The following is a 16103-nucleotide window of genomic DNA, read 5'->3' on the forward strand; positions in this document are numbered from 1 at the left end:
TCGGTGAGCAGGGCGGGTGGTGACGCCGAGCTGTCGTTTGATCACGATGCCGTCTGGGTCATCTGCCGTCGGCGCGGACGCCCAGGTGTGCGCGGCGCCGCACTCTGGCATCGCCGCCCCGCGGCCACGGCCGATGGACCCGGCCGTCGCCATCGGGGTGAACCGTCGCACCGCCGACCCGAGCCGGTCACCTCTGACCGTCGCCGGTCCACCTCGAGTGGCGCAGCCGGAACCCCCGCCCGCCGCGGACGGCGCTGCCCGGACGAGTGCGCCCCGCACCGGGGCGCCCGAACCGCCGGAGCCACGCTCCGGCCCACCCTCCCAGGAGCCAGCCGTGACACTCACCGCCAACCCCGACCAGACAATCACCGCCATCGCGCGAGTCGACGAACCGCCGGCCATCGACGACCGGCCCGCTTCAGACTCGACCGCCGATGCCGCCACCACTGCTGGCGCCGTGACCGGTGACGCGCGAGAGCCGGCCGACGCCGACACGTCCACCAGCCACGACGAGCCGGTGGGCGAGCTGCTGCGTATCGATCCGCGGACGCTGGTCATCGGCGCGAACGTGCGCCGCGACGTCGCACTGGACAAGCCGTTCCTGCGCTCGATCGCCGACCGCGGCGTCCGAGAACCGATCATCGCCCGCCGCGACGACCACGGCGCGCTGGTGGTGCGTAAGGGCAAGCGCCGCACCCTCGCCGCGGTCGAAACCGGCCGCCCCACCGTCCCGGTGCTGGTCGAGCCCGGCCAGCCCGGAGACGACCCGGACGCCGAGGACCGTGGCGAGGTGATCGACCGCATCGTCGATCAGCTCGAGGAGAACCAGCACCGCGCCGGGACCTGCGAGGTCGACGAGGTGCGGGCGCACCAGCAGCTGCTCGACCTGGGTCTGACTGCGGGGCAGATCGCCCGCCGCACCCACGTCCCGACCGCCCGAGTCAAGCTGACCACCACGGTCGCGCGCAGCGAGCTCGCCGCCGCGGCGATGGAGCGCTACGACCTCACCCTGGACCAGGTCGCGGTCATCGCCGAGTTCGACGGTCCGGACGGCCCGGATGTCGAGGCGGTCAAGGTGCTCACCGTGACCGCGGCCAAGGAGCCCGCGCAGTTCGCGCACGTCGCGCAGCGGCTGCGCGATCAGCGCGCCGACGCCCGTCAGGTCGCCGACACTGTCGCCGAACTCACCGGGCAGGGCGTGCGGGTCCTCGATCCCGACAACACTGGGACCGCGGCGCAGATCAGCGGGCTGCGGCTCGACGCGCAGACACCCAGCAGGACCGAGCTCGACGCCGACACCCACAGCGTGTGCCCCGGCCACGCGGCCACCGTCGAGGTGCACCGCGGCTGGGACCGCGAGCCCCAGGTCAAGGTCGTCCACTGGTGCACCGCCCCCGACGAGCACGGCCACATCGCCCGCTGGGGCCATGTCGCGCTAACCGACGCCGGGGACGGCGGGGGCGACGGCGCGGTGGCACGCGAGCTCGCCCAGGCCGCCAAGCAGGCCAAGGCCGAACGGCGCCGGGTGATCGCGAACAACAAGGACTGGGACTCCGCCGCGACGGTGCGCCGGGACTGGCTGCGCGGTTTCCTGTCTCGCCGTAGTGCTCCGCGCGACGCCTTGCCCTTCATCGCGTCGACACTTGCCCGCGCCGGGCACGATCTGCGCCGGGCGATGGAATCGGGCCACCCCACCGCGTGCGAGCTGCTGGGCCTGACCGCCACCGGCAGCGTCTATGTGGGGCGCACGAACCCGATCGAATCCCTCACCGCGACCGCGACCCCGGCGAGGGCCACGCAGCTGATCCTCGCGGTGCTGCTCGGGGCGGCCGAGGACGCCACCGGCCGCCAGAGCTGGCGCAACCCGACCCGGGAGAACCGCAGCTACTTCACCGCGCTGCGGGACTGGGGCTACCCGCTGTCCCCGGTCGAACAACTCGTCCTCTCCGACGACGACGCCACGCCGTCTGGGGCCGCCGACACCCCTACGCCGACTGACTCCGTCCGTGCCGAGGGCGGCTCGCAGGACCGTGCGGACATCGAGGTCATCGCCGAAGACGGCATGACGGCCGCCGACGAGACGTCCACCGCCGTCTGATCTACGCCGGGTGGGGCCGCTGCGGCGACCCACCCGGTTCTCCACCGAGAGGAGGACCGGTGATGTCCCTGGGCCGGGCTGCTTCACCCCGTACGACTGGAGCCGCAGCTACCTGCTGCGCCCGGAGGTGCGCAGCAACATCCCGCTGCGCGGCAGTGTCGGCATGCTCGGCGCCCACAACGTCGCCCGCGGCCTACTCGTCGAGACCTGCCGCCACACCGGCGCCCACCCGACCTGCCTGCACTACGCAGAGACCGTGCTGGGCGACGGCGCGATCATCGTCGTCGACGTCACCGCGACCGCGCACCTGCCCACCAACGAACCACTCACCGTGCATACCCGCGCCCAGCACCGTCGCCACGACGACGCCCGCGACGGCGACTGGTCGATCAGCATCGACGGCGTGGTGTACACCGGCGAGGACCGGAGGCGTCCGCCGTCTCCGCCCGTGCAGGGCTGGATCGTCCACCGGCTGGTGCGCCGAGCGACGTCGGGCTGACCGAGGCGCGGCTGGAGCGCATCGCGTGGGCATTGGCGGCGTGTCGTGATGACGTGTGCCCGCCGGTGGCGTCCTGGGGCACGGCGTGGGCAGGAGACGCCCGAAGGTCAGCACACCGCAGGCGGGGCGAGCGGCGATGAACCCCGGCCCGGTCCGACCGGGTGGGACAGGCCTCGCTGCGCTCGGACGCCTGACGGCGTTCCCACCCCGCTCGGACGAGCCCGGAACCCCCGCCGTCCCTACCGGGACCCCGCCCGCGGCGCGCTGAGGCCAGGGCCGCGTCACCCACCAACCACCGAGCACCAGGGAGCAACCGTCATGAACAAGATCACCGTCCACGGCAACCTCACCGGCAAGCCCGAACTGCGCCACTCCCGCGCCGGCGTCCCTGTCGCCACCTTCACCATCGCCGCCAACCGCCGCCGGCTCAACCGGCAGACCGGGAACTGGGTGGACCTGCCCGCGGTGTTCCACCGGGTCGTGTGCTTCAACGCCCTGGCCGAGAACGTCGCCGCGAGCCTGGACAAGGGCACCCCGGTCGCAGTCACCGGCGAGTTCGCCGACGACACCTACAAGCGCGAGGACGGCACCAGCATCCGCCGGATCCAGATCGAGGCCGCCGACATCGCCGCAAGCCTGCGCTACGCCACCGCCACCCTGGTCCGCAACCCGCGCGCCACCACCACCCCGCCGCCCGACGCCGAGCCGCCGGCCGCGGACAGCGATACCGCACCCGACCGCGACGCCGAGCGTCCCCCGCTCGAACTCGTCGGGTCCGACTGAGCGACAGCCGGTGGGCCCGGACCACGACGGTCCGGGCCCACCGGCACGCGCACAGTCCGACGTCGTCGGGGCCCCCTCGCGTCGACACCGCACCGTGCCCACGAGCGCGACCACGCGCCAGCCACGCCACGACCACGCTCCGCGGCGACGGTGTGGCGCGCGGCCCGCGCCCGCGGGCCGTCCCGGCGCTCCGACGCGAGGAGGACAACCCGATGCACAACCACATCCGACAGGAGCCCGGCCGACCGACAGCCGCGCACCGCGACGCTCGAGCGGCCCCGTTGGGCACCGGCCCCCGGCACGGCGCTCGGGCGCCGGCCGTATCGGCGGAGCCGCTCGGGTGGCTCGCTCGGGCCGCGCTTCATGCGGCCGGTCTCGGGTGGCCGGTGTTCCCTGTCCGGCCGCGCGCGAAGGTCCCGGCGATCACCGGCTGGGAGGACGCGGCGACCACCGATCCCGACCAGATCACCGAGTGGTGGTTACGCGCGTGGAACATCGGACTCGCGACCGGTAAGGCGGGTCTGCTGGTCGTCGACCTCGACCGCGACGGCCGCGACCCGCCTAGGGAGTGGGCCGGTGTCCACGACGGCGCCGAGGTCCTCGCGCGCCTGGCGGCCGCTGCCGGGGAGCCGCTCCCGGTCACCTACACGGTGGTGACTCCGTCCGGTGGGCGGCATCTGTACTTCCACCAACCCAACGGCGCGACCCTGCGCAACACCCAGGGTGCATTGGGCTGGTGCATCGACACCCGCGGTCACGGCGGGTACGTGCTCGCCGCCGGGTCCCGCCTGACCTCCGGCTCCTACCGCGAGCTACGGCGCCCCGTCGCACAGCTGCCCGGCTGGCTGGCCGCCGCCCTCACCCCCCGACCCGAGTCCGACTCTCCGGCCACGACGAGCTTGTACGTCGACGAGCTCGCGCTGTCGGGGTGGCGCGCACAGGCCTATCTGCGGGCGGTCGTCGAGGGGGAGCGGCGCAACGTGACCGCCGCACTGGTCGGGCAACGACACCGAACCCTGCTGCGGGCCGCGCGCCGGCTCGGGCAGTGGGTCGGAGGCGGCGCCCTCACCGCTCCCGAGGCCCGTGCCGTTCTCACCGACGCCGCCAACCACTTCCTCGGGGTCGAGGGCTACACCGCCCGGCAGGTCGATCGCGACATCACCGACGGCCTCGCGTACGGCACCCACCGGCCCCGTCATCTCGACCGATTCCCGCACCGCGTCACCGACGAGTGATCGGTCGCGGGTCCCGGGGCGCCGGGCGGGTCCGCCGACAGGCCAGCACACCGGCCGCGGGGCCATGGCGACCCAAGGGATGGCAGGGCCCCGGTCCGAGGCGGCGGCACAGGCCTCGCTCCGCTCGGACGCCTGCCGGCGTTGCCCCCGCTCGAAGGAGCCCCCACCCCTGCGCCGTCCCTGCGGGACCCCGACGCCGGCGTGCTCGGGGCACCGGCGGCGTCCCCACCCGACCGCATGCCCCGGAGACCCGCCATGCCCGCACCCCACCGCCCCGCTCGACGCCGCTGCGCACCCGTCGTTCGGGCGGCCGTGACAGTGCTCGTCATCACCGACCTGGTGAACTTCAGCTGGTCCAACGATCACAAGCCCGACCTGTCCGAGGTCCTGGCCGCACTCGGCCCTGGCCGCCGCTGGACCCGGTCCCGCCGCACCGACGCACCGGCCGCGGGCGAACCGGGCGGACAGCCTGCTCGACCGCCAGCCGTCACCACGACTCGATACGACGATCTTGACGACGGTGGGCCCTTCGACGCTGCGAACCTCGACCACGACGCCGCCCGACGGTTCCTGGACCTCGCCCTCGACGGCAGCCTCGGAGGCCACTACCGGCGCGCCGCCGAACTCGGCACCGCCCTGGCCGTCGAGCACGGGTTCGGCGACGACCCGCAGCGGGTCGCCGAAGCGATCGTCGTCTTCGTCGACCCCCGCCACCGCTGACCGCGGAAGGAGTGCGGAACGGGACCAGCTGGCCGTCAACCTCCGGGTGTCGGGAGTCCCGGATTCCCCGTGGCTGATCCGTGGTTGCTCGGTCTGAACACCTCGCGCTCGAGTTTGATGGTGCCGCCGGGAAGTGACTGGACGTGCCTCCGGCGCACGGCACCGATGGATCGCCCCGAGGGTCAGCACACCGCGGTGGGGCGAGCGGCGATGAACCCGAGCCCATCCGACCGGGTGGGACAGGCCTCGCTGCGCTCGGACGCCTGCGGCGTTCCCACCCGCTCGGACGAGCCCAGAACCCCCGCCGGCCCTGCGGGCCCCCACCCCGGCGCGCTGAGGCAGAGCCGCGTTCCAGCGACACCGAGCACCGGAGGCCCTGATGACCACCACCCGCGAGATCACCGAGACCGACACCCGCGCCACCCGCCTGCAGGCCCTCGAAGCCCAGGTCTGCCAGGCCCGCGACGACCTCGTCTACGCCGCCGCGAACGCCGACATCGGTTACGCCCTCAGCGCCACCGAGCAGCTCGCCACGCTGCTGCAGCACACCCTGCAGGAACTCAGCTGCCTCGCCGGCGAAGTCAGCCCGCGCTGACCAGCACGGGCGGGTCCGCTCCGCTGGAGCGGACCCGGTGGCCGTATGACCCCCCTCGTGACAAGCAGGTCGGCTGCATCCCTTAGCACCAAGTGTGCGCAGGTCAACGACTCGCGTCGCCCGTCGACGTCCCTACAGGACCACACTGGTGCGTGTCGATTGGCCCTCAGGTAGGCCCCCCTCAGTCGCGCGTGATCCACGCCCGGTTCGAGCCCCTCAACGGCGGCTGAGGACTCGCCGGCTACGTCGGCATCCATGGCCCTCGTTCGGCTGCTCGTACTGTGGTCGGACCGTGATCGATCCGTAGTCGGTCAGGCCGTCATAATGGACGGGCGTGTACGTTTTCTGAGCTGCGCGAATGAAGATCAGCTAGTGGTCTACGGCGCGCTTGGGGCGCACGAGCGGGACGGAATCGTGCGATAACAGAGCGACCACGTGTGGCGGACACTGATTCTCGGGTGGGTCGTCAATAGTGTCCGCCGCGCCTACCTACAGTGCAGTCGCCAGGCCGGATGCCGCATCGGGCGCTACTGAACGGTGATCATCGCGCGTCCTGTTGATGTTTCCCCCGGCTCGTAAACCTGCTGTGAGCACCAAGAGGGTCGGCTCCGGCGAAGCTAATCCACATCTTCGACCTCGTCCGGCGTGAGGGTTTCAACTGCGGGACCGGGATGGGCAACTGTGCCAATTGTCGGGTTGTCGTAGGTGAAGTCGATCTGTTCGTACTGGCGCCGGTAGGTGCTGGGCAGCTCGTTGTCGCCCATGATGATTTGCAGTCGATCCTCTGCCGCCGCGACTCTTGTGACGATGCGTCGATAGAGGGCTGCTGCCAGTTGGTCGTCATTTAGTGACGTCCGGGGGCTGTCGATGAGTAAGAACGCAGGGTACTCGGTGTCGCGTCGACGCAATGCAACCGTCATGAGAGTCAGCCAGTAAGCGACTTGGGTCGCTGTTCGAATACCTCCAGCAGGACTTACCCTCTTGTAAGGCGTTCCGTTCAAAAGAGGCAGGTAGGTGTTGCGGTCCATACGTGCCTGCTCGATTCCCGGCACGCCCATTGCTGCGACTGTTGCGGAGAACTCTGCATCGAGTTCATTGAAGATCTCTGTCTTGCGATCGTCAAGTCGTTCTTCATCCCTTTGCAGGGACGCGCGTAGGCGCTCGATTTCGGACCTGATCCGGTCGGAGGCACTTCCGAGGTCGTCCGCTCGATCCCATTGCCGTAGGACACCCTCGAGCGCTAATTGGCGAGCGCGCGCTTCCATTAAATCCTGGGTCACATCGTTGAATACTTGCAGCTGAGGTGTGATTCTATCCCTGGTTCTGAGGCTGAGGTCGGATGTCAATTGGGAGATCAACGATTGTCGGTGCTCGACGACGCGTTGCACTTCGACCAGCCGGTCAGCGCTTGCAGCGACCTGGTCGTCGAGCTCATCAAGCTGCTCAGTGAGTTGACGTTGCTCGTAGCTGTAGCTGGCCGCACCCTCTGGCGAGACTTGAGCCTCTAAGGGATCGGGCTGAAGGCAGAGGCGGCATAGGTCGGTATCTGCGTGGCGCCTACCAACGTCTTGCATGCACCGTGGGCAGACCTTGAACTCGAAATCAGCGAGGCGCTCGCCGGCGTCTTTGAGCCGTCCGAGTCGATCTAGTTCTTGAACAATCCGGCGGCGTTCCTTAGTGTAGTCAATTTGCTGCTGCGCTAACACGACGGCCGTTTGGCGGGCATCATTGGTGGTTCGTTCGGCTTCGCTCAATAGATCACGCAGTGTCTGTGTCGCGCGGTCCTCAACGGGGGCAAGCGACTCGCGCAACTCGCGTAGCCGTGTATCTGCCGCGGCCTCCGCCTCAACTGCTGTGGCGTGGGCGTTTTCGGCGTCGATGCGGTTGGCTGTGTTGCTGTCGCGGAGAAACTGTAGTACGACCTCGTAGTTGTTCTCGGCTTTAAGTAGCTCGGCGTTGTGTTCGGCGATTTCAGATCGGGTCTTGAGGATGGCCGCGTCGGTAATCCTGAACAGCACCTCGAACACCGACCTGCGTTTGGGCTCTCGGTAGTTTTCCTGGCTGGACGCGATATCCCGGTTAATATCGGCCTGGCGCACGTACATGAAGGTGAAGATGTCAGCGAACGAGATCCGGTCGCCAGCGTTGGTCGTCGGTCTCGTGCGCGCCGCCGCACGCATATCAGTCGGTAAGCCCAGCGCTTCAAGAAGCAGCGTGCTCAACATGGGTTCGCGGGAGACGAACCGGTCGGGGAGGCGTTCTCGAGTGATGAGGTCGGTGACGCGGATGGTGTTGCGCTTGGTGGAATCGAGGCTGCGGGTAAGGCCGTACCGTTCCTGTCCCACCGTGAGGTGTACCTCGACGTCGCGGACGTACTGGTCAACTACAGGAGTGAGTTCAGCGTTCCCGCCGACTGCGAACTTGATCAGTTCAAAGAGGGTGCTCTTGCCGACTCCTACAGGCCCGGCCAGCACGGTGAGGGGAGACGGGAATCGGTAGGTGACATCCCCTTGCGTGGTGTCGAGGCGCACGACGTCGATACGGAAGCGCGTAGTCATCAAATTACCTGCCGTTGGGGGCGGTCCATGAGCTCGGGCAGGTGGCGGTAGATGAGATCCTTCAGGGCGTTTCCTGTAAGGCCGCCAGATGCCTGTGCGATGGCGTCACATCGATCGCTGATTTCGTGCCACGCCTCCGAGCGGCCGAGACTTTCGGCGAGTCGCCGGCCAGCCGGTGTGGGTGCCAGGGCAACGCTTCCGCGCCGCCCTTTTGAGTATCGAAGTAGGCCACGTCCCACGAGGGCGCCGATGACGGGGTAATATCGATCGTCCCAAGGTCCGTACTTGTACCGGGTCATAGGCGCCTCAACGTCGGTGGCGTCGGCGTCCATTGGAATGTGGAGGCGCCCGTCTGTGGCGTCGAGATCATCGAGAACCCGTGGCGCCTGGGAGGGGTATCGCACAAGAAAGTCCAGCTTGGCCAACTTGGTCAGGCCATCGAGCTTTCGGCTGTGACCGTCGCTCGCAGCAACTGCTGCGACCAGCAGCAATACGCGCATTTGATGGTATGCAAGATCATCGCGCACAACTTCGAGTACCTCGGCGCGGCTAGGCGATGTCACGGCTGTCCACCCGTTCGCCGCGTAGACGCTTCATTTCCGCCTTGACATCGAAGTACGGGCTAAACCAAATCTGGCATTGCGCGGTAAGGTCGCAGATCCCTCCGAGCGCGAGGTCGTCATCTAGTCCGTCGAGCCACTCCGCAGTAGAAGCATCGTTGAGCAGTTGTGTCAGGGAGTGCCACAGCGGGGTACCCCAAGTGCCTGTGGGGGCCCGCGCGATGTGCGTCGCATCGTCCGCGATGCGCATCAAGTGGCGTTCTAGGTTTCGCTGTTCGGCGATGGCGCCGGGCGCACTGGTGTCACGTTCGCGTCGATACCGTTTGAAGGCGGTCCGCAACTGTTCTGCCCGAGCAATGCTAGTCTCCGAGCATCCTCCGCGAGCCATCTTGACACTAAGCCTGGTGTGCTGGGCGGGGACGGAGAGTGGCATGTAGCCCCGGGGATTGCGCAGGGCGACGCGGATGGCGATATCAATATCGTTAAGGTCGACGATCCGGCCCTCGAGCGCGCCCTTGGTCGCAGCTTCCGATGTTGCACTGTCGGAGCCCGGAGACGCGGCGAAGACGACGGGAAGGTCGCCATACTCTCTTGGCCCGCGGGCGCGCATCCGTGCCCGAAACAGCTGCAGTACCGCTTCCCACACGGCTGAGCAAGCGTCCTCTGGGGCGCCGATCTTCTGCACAGCTGGACCGGCGAACATGGTTGGCGCCGCATGCGCGATGACATCACGGTTAGGGCGAGGTGCCTCGATGACAAGCTGGGCGAGGAACCGCCGCGCCTTCACAATATGATCATCGAGCACCACATAGGTCTTTGCCTTGGCATCTGCGGGCGCCTGCCACTCTTTCGGCAGGCCGTCGCGATGAAATAGAAGCTCCCGAGCGAAGAGAGCCGTGATCTCCTCGATCGCAGCCAGGGCAGCTGCGTCAAGGCTGCGGCCAGTGTCTTCGTCTCTGAGGAGATTCGTGGCGGTAGCAAGTTTGCGCGGGAGCCCTGCGGCAAGGCCAGCGCAGGTCACCAGCCGCACATTTGGCTTCTCATCCAGCGCGAGCCAGCGACCGAACAAGTGCGCGAGACCACCCTTGTCCACCAGCATCGGGATCGTGGTCCACGCACCGGACGAAAGCTCACGATGCTTGCACGAGACCAGCTCCGCGTCGGGCTGCCGCACCAACGTCCAGTCCTCGTGGTGCTCGCAGATCACCTGACCTGCCGCGTTCGGCCGTAATTGACCTTCGTGGTCCAGGGCATCGACGTACATCCGCAAACCGTCGACTGCTGCCATGGCGGCCTGCCAGTCGTAGAGATCGGCAGTGCGCGCACCCGCATCGTCACCAGCTGGGACGGCTGCAACAACCTCTGCAGCCGTATCCATGCGCCTCCCTGCTTCTAACCCTGTGTGACCGACCAAGCCAACAGTGTTATCGCTTCTGGCGCAAGATCTGCTACAGCCTCGGGCGCGGACGGCGGCTGCAGGGGGCACCCCCGCGCAGAGGCGGGTCGTCGCCCTGACCGCGGTGCACGCCGCCCGCGCCGCAGCCATCCGCGAGCTGACCCTCGACGTCGTAGACCTCGGCGTCCGACACATCATCCTGGCCGGCTGCCCTCAACGGCTCGGCGAGTTCGCGCACCGCGCGCGGCTCGACTGGCTGCAGCCTCGGCAGCGCGCCTGGCCGCACTCCCCACGTCCTGCCCTCTCAGGTCAGCGCGACCGACATCGCACCAGCCAGCGACTACAACCTTGAGCTGGCTCCTGCTGCTTCGCGGGTGTCCAACTCGAGCAGATTCGTGCCGATCGCGTCCTGCACTAAGCGCAAAGCCGTTCAGTTAGTCCGGTGGCTGGGCTGTCAAGATCGGTTCTATCTCGATGGTGATCAGCGCGGGGCGGCTGGGGCCGCGGTGGCGGCCTTTGGCGGTGCTGGCGACGTACTTGGAGATCGCGCGTTTGACCACGCGCGGGTTGGTTCGGACTCGGCGGGCGGGCAGGAGCTGGTCCAGGACGTGGCGGCCGATCGTGCCGACGAGGTCGAGCACGGTGTCGGCGATGATGCCGGCGGCGGCGATGAGCTGGTCACGGGCGGCGTGGCGGGCGACGGTGAAGCTACCGCGGTCGGGATCGACGTCGGCTCGGTGCAGAGTGGTGTCGCTGATCGCGATCCGCAGCACCTGGTAGGTGATCAGCAGGGCGTAGATCTCCTGGGCGACCCCGGTCGGGGTGCGTGAGCGCAGGACCCGCCCGCCCAGGCTGGTGGACTTGAGCTCGGCGAAGCAGGTCTCGATCTCCCAGCGTTCGTGGTAGAGCCCGACGATCTCGACCGCGGGCACGTCGGGGTCGAGCACGGTGGTGACCAGCCGGTAGGTCTCGGTCCGGGCGCTGTCGCTGGTGGTGATCGTGACCTTGGCGGTGACCACTCGGACCTCGACCCGGCCGATCCGGGACACCGACGACCCGTCGGCCAGCGTGCGGCAGATCGGGAGTCGGCGGTGGTTCTTGACCCGGACCAGCACGTCCGCGCCGGTCGCGGCCAGTGCGGTGATCCAGTCGGCGGCGGCGAAGTTGCGGTCGGCGAGCACGATCATCCCGGCCCGGGTCGATGCGAGCAGCTGTGGGGCGTAGCCGAGTTCACCGACCCGGTCGGTGCCGAACACCGCGTCGATGATCGTGCGGGTGCCGCACGCCACCAGCGCCAGAACCCGCACCATCGGATAGCCGGTGGTGGTGCCGTGCGAGCTGCCGCCCTTGCTGAACTCGGTCAGGTTCGCCGGGGTGTCCGGGCAGCACAGGATGGTGCCGTCCACCGCGGTGACCAACCGGCCCCGCCAGAACACTCCCGGGCGGGCGGCGCGGGCGGCGCCGATCTGCACACAGCCGGTCTCGGCGCCGCGCAGCAGGTCGAACAGCACCCGCAACGGCGCCACCCCCACCCGGGCTCGGGCGGCGGCCAACGCGCTCGCGCTCGGGGTGGCCACCCCCAGCCCGTCCAGGCCCGTGCACAGCCGCGCCCAGACCTGTGACCAGCCGATCTCGGTGAACAACCCGGCCGCGAGCAGGAGGTAGACCACCACCCGCGAGGGCAACAACCGCAGCCGCCGCTGCACGCTGTGGGTCTCGACCAACGCGGCATCGACCATCTCGAAGGGCACAATCCGGGTCAACTCGCCCAGATGACCAGGAGCGAAACACCCACCGGCCACGGTGACGACCCGGGTGATGACAGAATTCGCGCTCAGCGGAGCTCCCGGTGGTGTCGAGGCTGTCTTGGAGGACGCCCTCTCCTACCGGAGCTCCGCTCCCATCTCCGGCAACGACACGCCGCAACAAGATCCTTGACCAGCAGCCGCGACCGCTAACTGAACGGCTTTGGCACTAAGCGCTCGCATTCCGCCGACCCGCTGCAGCTGGCCGCGCTGTTGAAACCTGAGCTCGTCGACCGCGATCACCTACGCAGACATCGCCCGCGCCCTGCGCGAGCGACGGGAGTGTCAGATGAACGGTGTAACCGGTCATGATGGCTAGTTTCCGTTGCTGGGGACGATACGTCCGGCGAAGGTGATCGCGAAGGCGTTGAGCGCCGGCTTCCAGCGCATCGCCCACCGGGCCCGGCCTTTCCCGGTCGGGTCCAGCGATCGGGTGACCAGGTAGAGGCACTTCAGCGCGGCCTGCTCGGTCGGGAAGTGCCCGCGGGCCTTGACCGCGCGCCGGTAGCGGGCGTTGATCGACTCGATCGCGTTCGTACTGCAGATGACCTTCCGGATCTCGACGTCGTAGTCGAGGAACGGCACGAACTCCGACCAGGCGTTGCGCCACAACGCGATGATCGCCGGGTACTGCCCGCCCCAGGTCGCGGTGAACTCGTCGAACCGCGCCTTCGCGGCCGCCTCGGTGGGCGCGGTGTAGACCGGGCGCAGGTCCCGGGCCATCTGTTCCCAGTAGCGGCGGCTGGCGTAGCGGAAGGTGTTGCGGATCAGGTGCAGCACACAGGCCTGGACCAGCGCCTGTGGCCAGACGGTGGTGATCGACTCCGGCAGGCCCTTCAACCCGTCGCAGACCACGATGCAGGCGTCGGCGACGCCGCGGTTCTTGATCTCGGTCAGGACGTGGAGCCAGTACTTGGCGCCCTCGCCGCCGTCGCCGGCCCAGATCCCGAGGATGTCGCGGTGCCCGTCCACGGTGACGCCGATGACGACGTAGAAGGGCCGGTTGGTGACTTGGCCGTCGCGGACCTTGATGTGGATGGCGTCGATGAACAGCACCGGATAGACCGCATCGAGCGGGCGCTGGGCCCATTCGCCCATCTCCTCGAGGACCTTGTCGGTGATCCGGGAGATCGTGTCCTTGGAGACCTTCGCGCCGTAGACCTCGTCGAAATGCGCCGCCACCTCACCGGTGGTCAGACCGCGCGCGGTCAGCGACAACACGATCTCGTCGATCCCGTCCAGACGGCGTTGGCGCTTGCGCACGATGACCGGGTCGAAGCTGGCGTCGCGGTCACGGGGCACCTCGATCTGCACCGGCCCGATCTCGGTCAGCACCGTCTTGACGCGAGTCCCGTTACGGGAGTTGGGGTTCTCCTGCCCGGCCCGGTCGTGGCGGTCATAGCCCAGGTGCTCGGTCATCTCCGCCTCCAGGGCGGTCTCGAGCACGGTCTTGGTCAACCCGGTGAGCAGACCGCCCGGGCCGACGAGCTCCACCCCCTCGGCCCGGGCCGCCTCCACCAACTGCTGGGCGAGCTGTTGCTGATCAATCCGATCCGGCACACCCTCGATCGTCTCGGTCATTGCTGGTCCTTCCCCCGAGCTGCGCTCGGCGTGTCGGACCAGTTACACCGTTCGTCGGACAGTCCCCGAGCGACCGATCGAAGGGCCCCGCGCGGTCCCCCGCTCGACAGTAAGGCGGCGCAGCCGCCAGCCTCGGGCGCCCATGCTGTTCTGCGACCGGGCGGTCTGATCGAACCGGACGTGGACACGACCGACAGTCGTCGGTCGTTCTGACGACAGTTCAATCAGGCTGAACCCACGGGGGACGGCGCAGCGAGATATCGTCCTTGCGAGTCTTCGGCGGCGTGGTCGATGCGTGGTCACCGCGGAACGGGGGCGTTCCTTGGTCGGCGCTTCCGCGCAAAGCGCCAAGCGGTGTGCACTGCAGATCGAGCGGGCTCGATTCCGCATGTGAGTGTGCCGGTCGCGCCGGTGACCACGCTGCCGTAGCGCCCGGATGGTGCCATCGGCGGCCATGGAGCGCGTTGGGGATGGTCCTGGATCGGCGCGTCGTCGGCTGCGGGCCGAGAGTCGTCGGCGGCGTCAGGTCGTGGTGCGGTTCTCCGATGCGGAGCTGGTCCTGGTCCGCGACCGTGCGGCGGTGGCAGGTCTGGCCGTGGGTGCGTGGATCGGTGAGTCGGTGCTCGGCGTCGCGACGCGCGGTGCAGACAACTCGGTCGGTCTGCTGGATCTGGTGCGGCTGCACGCGGATGTGGTCGCGATCGAGCGCGCCGCGAGGTCCTCCTGCACCCGGCCTGAGGACGTCGCGGAGATGCTTGTGCGGCTTGACGCCGCCATCGACGCGGTCGTCGCCGCGAGCGACCGATCACGTCGATGATCACGAAGGTGGTGCGCGGGTGGAAGGTTGGCGGTCTGATCGCCTACCTGATGGGGCGGGGTCGCGCGCAGGAGCACGTGCGGCCGCGGGTCGTGGCGAGCTGGGACGGGCGGGACGCCGCGTGGCAGCCACCGCAGGTGGGCGACGGCGAGTTCGACCGAAATCTCGGACCGCTGATCCGAGCGCTACGCGCGCCTGCGGTGGCCGCCGGCTTGCCCGAGCATGACGACGAGGGCAAGCGCGGGTACGTGTGGCACTGCTCGGCGCGCGTGGCGGGCGGTGACCGGGTGCTGTCAGACGCCGAGTGGGCAGAGGTCGCGCGAGATCTGCTCGACGGTGCCGGCGTGGCGGCGCGGGATGACGCGGGTGGGCCTCGGTGGGTGGCCATCCGGCATGCCGATGATCACATTCACATCGCGGTGGTGCTGGTGCGGCAGGACACGGGCCGGCGCATCTGGCCCGCGCACGACTATCCGCGGCTTCGGGAGGCGGCGCGTGGGGTCGAGCGGCGGTTGGGGCTGACCGTGACGGCGCCCGCGGACGGGACGGCGGCGAAGGCTCCGCAGCGGGGAGAGATCGAGAAGGCCAGCCGGCAGGGGCGGTTGCCCGCACGGCTCGAGCTGACCAGGGCGGTCCGTACGGCGGCGGTGGGGGCCGAGGGTCTCGTCGGGTTCCTAGCCGCCCTGCGCGCTACCGGTTACCTCGTCGAGGTGCGACGAGCACCGTCCGGTGACCCGCTGGGCTACAAGATCGCCCGGCCCGGGGACGTCAGCGCCTCCGGCGAGCCGGTGTTCTACAGCGGCAGCAAGTTGGCAGCCGACCTGTCGTTGCCGCGGCTGCTGCGCGCGTGGGAGTCGGCGGGGCGGGGTTCGGATGTGGCGGCCCCGCTGCATGCCGCGCGACGGCGCGTCGATGCCGCCCGCGCGGTGGTCGGCTCGGTCCGGCGGGGCGGGGCTGAGGTCGACGCGCAGGGCATCGCCCAGGCTACGTTCCCGGTGTTGTCGGCCGTCGGTCTCTGGTCCGACGAGCTGGGCGCAGCGGCCGAGACCTTTGATCGTGCCGCGCGCCCACCGCGGGGCGCGCGCAGCCGGGAGGGTGCGCGGGCGGCCGGGTTGCGGCGGGTGGCGCGCCAGCTCGTGCGGCAGCGCCGGATGCTCGGCGTCCGTGACGAGCCGGGGGCGGCCGCGGTTGCTCTGGTCGTGGCGCTTTCGGCGCTCGTTCGTGAGATCGCCGCCTGGCAAGAGGATGGCGGCCGGCCACACCAGGCGGCCGCGGCCTGTAGGGCGGCGGACACACTGGACGGGTGGGCGGCGAACCGCACCACCCCGGGTGCAGGTGACGCTGACCCGGTCGACCACGGATTCGCAGCGCGTCGACCACGCGTCGAACCACGCCTCGACCGCGCGGCGCGGCGATCCTCCACGATGCCGCGCGGTTGATCCGGCCGCCGGGTCGG

Annotated in this window: 12 protein-coding genes; 8 read left to right on the top strand and 4 right to left on the bottom strand. The window is 69.2% G+C overall.

The genetic code is table 11. The annotated features are described in order from the left end of the window. Positions 1-457 precede the first annotated feature (457 nt). The 6 genes from I4I81_RS03315 to I4I81_RS03340 all read left to right on the top strand — a co-directional run bounded on the left by I4I81_RS03315 (position 458) and on the right by I4I81_RS03340 (position 5930). Entirely contained in the window at positions 458-2098 is a 1641-nt protein-coding gene (locus tag I4I81_RS03315) for a ParB/RepB/Spo0J family partition protein (protein WP_218602671.1), read from the top strand. A 10-nt stretch (positions 2099-2108) separates the two neighbouring features. Beyond that, positions 2109-2597 (top strand): hypothetical protein, encoded by a 489-nt coding sequence (locus I4I81_RS03320; protein ID WP_218602670.1) that lies wholly within the window; start codon positions 2109-2111, stop codon positions 2595-2597. Positions 2598-2915: 318 nt separating this feature from the next. Then, on the top strand, positions 2916-3380 hold the full coding sequence (gene ssb, locus I4I81_RS03325) for a single-stranded DNA-binding protein (RefSeq protein WP_218606396.1): 465 nt from the start codon (positions 2916-2918) through the stop codon (positions 3378-3380). A gap of 281 nt (positions 3381-3661) precedes the next feature. Continuing rightward, positions 3662-4615, top strand: a complete 954-nt coding sequence (locus I4I81_RS03330) for a bifunctional DNA primase/polymerase (RefSeq protein ID WP_225924475.1) — start codon at positions 3662-3664, stop codon at positions 4613-4615. Between the two features lie 312 nt (positions 4616-4927). After that, complete coding sequence (locus I4I81_RS03335) at positions 4928-5335, top strand: hypothetical protein (RefSeq protein ID WP_218615793.1); 408 nt, start codon at positions 4928-4930, stop codon at positions 5333-5335. A 379-nt stretch (positions 5336-5714) separates the two neighbouring features. Further along, complete coding sequence (locus tag I4I81_RS03340; protein WP_218615794.1) at positions 5715-5930, top strand: hypothetical protein; 216 nt, start codon at positions 5715-5717, stop codon at positions 5928-5930. 617 nt (positions 5931-6547) lie between these two features. Here the strand turns inward: I4I81_RS03340 and I4I81_RS03345 are convergent. The 4 genes from I4I81_RS03345 to I4I81_RS03360 all read right to left on the bottom strand — a co-directional run bounded on the left by I4I81_RS03345 (position 6548) and on the right by I4I81_RS03360 (position 13830). Beyond that, positions 6548-8488, bottom strand: coding sequence for an AAA family ATPase (locus I4I81_RS03345; protein WP_218605549.1), 1941 nt, complete (start codon positions 8486-8488; stop codon positions 6548-6550). Positions 8489-9037: 549 nt separating this feature from the next. Continuing rightward, positions 9038-10426 carry a DUF4297 domain-containing protein gene (locus I4I81_RS03350; protein WP_218605548.1) on the bottom strand — a complete coding sequence of 463 codons (1389 nt, stop codon included), beginning with the start codon at positions 10424-10426 and terminating at the stop codon, positions 9038-9040. 452 nt (positions 10427-10878) lie between these two features. Beyond that, positions 10879-12246 (bottom strand): IS4 family transposase, encoded by a 1368-nt coding sequence (locus tag I4I81_RS03355; RefSeq protein WP_226363566.1) that lies wholly within the window; start codon positions 12244-12246, stop codon positions 10879-10881. Between the two features lie 318 nt (positions 12247-12564). Then, on the bottom strand, positions 12565-13830 hold the full coding sequence (locus I4I81_RS03360; RefSeq protein WP_218606459.1) for an IS256 family transposase: 1266 nt from the start codon (positions 13828-13830) through the stop codon (positions 12565-12567). Between the two features lie 529 nt (positions 13831-14359). Between I4I81_RS03360 and I4I81_RS03365 the strand changes: the two genes are divergently transcribed. Then, a complete protein-coding gene (locus tag I4I81_RS03365; RefSeq protein ID WP_218606015.1) occupies positions 14360-14647 on the top strand; it encodes a hypothetical protein in 288 nt (95 codons plus the stop codon). Continuing rightward, positions 14644-16086 carry a relaxase/mobilization nuclease domain-containing protein gene (locus I4I81_RS03370; RefSeq protein WP_218606016.1) on the top strand — a complete coding sequence of 481 codons (1443 nt, stop codon included), beginning with the start codon at positions 14644-14646 and terminating at the stop codon, positions 16084-16086. Before I4I81_RS03365 ends, I4I81_RS03370 begins: the two co-directional genes overlap by 4 nt. Positions 16087-16103 lie beyond the last annotated feature (17 nt).

The organism is Pseudonocardia abyssalis (assembly GCF_019263705.2).
GTDB lineage: Bacteria > Actinomycetota > Actinomycetes > Mycobacteriales > Pseudonocardiaceae > Pseudonocardia > Pseudonocardia abyssalis.

Bases quoted from the DNA above. Each gene is read 5' to 3' on its own strand.
- ssb (WP_218606396.1), top strand. From the start codon at position 2,916: ATGAACAAGATCACCGTCCACGGCAACCTCACCGGCAAGCCCGAACTG.
- I4I81_RS03340 (WP_218615794.1), top strand. From the start codon at position 5,715: ATGACCACCACCCGCGAGATCACCGAGACCGACACCCGCGCCACCCGC.
- I4I81_RS03345 (WP_218605549.1), bottom strand. From the start codon at position 8,488: ATGACTACGCGCTTCCGTATCGACGTCGTGCGCCTCGACACCACGCAA.
- I4I81_RS03350 (WP_218605548.1), bottom strand. From the start codon at position 10,426: ATGGATACGGCTGCAGAGGTTGTTGCAGCCGTCCCAGCTGGTGACGAT.
- I4I81_RS03360 (WP_218606459.1), bottom strand. From the start codon at position 13,830: ATGACCGAGACGATCGAGGGTGTGCCGGATCGGATTGATCAGCAACAG.
- I4I81_RS03370 (WP_218606016.1), top strand. From the start codon at position 14,644: ATGATCACGAAGGTGGTGCGCGGGTGGAAGGTTGGCGGTCTGATCGCC.